This window comes from Embleya sp. NPDC059213, assembly GCF_042754445.1.
GTDB lineage: Bacteria > Actinomycetota > Actinomycetes > Streptomycetales > Streptomycetaceae > Embleya.
The window spans coordinates 1-1,035 of sequence record NZ_JBHZAV010000429.1 but is presented as its reverse complement, the minus strand read 5'-3'; the positions used below and the strand labels follow the sequence as shown (position 1 = coordinate 1,035).

General features: G+C 49.0%; 2 protein-coding genes. Both read left to right on the top strand.

Going from position 1 to position 1,035, the window contains the following annotated elements; translation table 11 throughout:
* Nucleotides 1–504, top strand: a 504-nt coding sequence (locus tag ACFXMF_RS47800) for a hypothetical protein (RefSeq protein ID WP_380021363.1), incomplete at its 5' end; no start/stop codon positions are given.
* The coding region (locus ACFXMF_RS47795; RefSeq protein WP_380021361.1) for a hypothetical protein at nt 505–1,035 on the top strand (531 nt) is incomplete at its 3' end. It lies immediately after the preceding gene.

The window sequence follows — 1,035 nt, the reverse complement described above, 5'->3', positions numbered from 1 at the left end:
CCCGAAAAAGTCCGGGTCGAATCTTGGATTGAGAAATTTACAGCGTCATCTATACCACAGTCCATTGACACCGTTCAGCTTGGGCAGATGACAGGAACCGTAGATATATCAGCGTTACCGCCGCTTGCGGCAGGCGACAAGCATATTGGGAGTGTTGAGATAGATAAGCCTGTCACACTCGGCGGGTCTTCTATCCCGGCGACACAACCTGTACCAACTCGGGAAGCCGGAATGAATGACTTTAGGGTTGGTGGGGTGAGTGTAGGCGTCACGCCTGTAATGGCAAAGTCAGGTTCTAGCAAACTGACAAACCGCCGAGAGTTGACGATCTACCCGCCTAACTCGGGTGTCATTTATTGGGGTAAGCAGGGTGTCGAGACGACTACAGGTGCGCCGCTCACGTCTAACGACAGCCCGCTAACATTTAAGGTTCATAGCCAAAGCCCTGACGTGTACCTAGTCGCTGATACTGAGACAGTCGTCACAATCGTGGAGGTGTCCTAATTGATTGAACTCGGGTCAAGGCGGACGCCGCCCTATGATGATACAGGCGTCAAAACAAGTATTTCAGATTTAAAAGACAAGATGGCAAAGCTTCAGGACACCGTTGACCATATGGACGTGTCAGATGAGATAAAGAACGATATTCTGACGCTTCAGCAAAAAGTCCAAGCGTTAGAGGATACCGCGGACGGTGGGTCAACTGGTGCAACTGACCAACAAATTCAAAGTATGAAGGCTGACGTTGATTCATTCGGCCGAGTCTTGGACGCTCATGTAAAGGACACGACCAAACACGTATCGTCTGAAGACCGTACCAAGTGGGACGGTATGAGTGACAGGGTGACGACATCAGAAACAAACCTGAAGAACCATATCGCAAATGCTAAACCTCACGTCTCGGATTCTGAACGTTTGAAATGGAATCAAGCTGCTACGGATGCGACACAGCTGCAAAAGGATTTACAGACAACGAATCTATCGCTTCAGGATGTTATCGGGGTTCAAAACTTCTCACAGAAATATGCATTAACG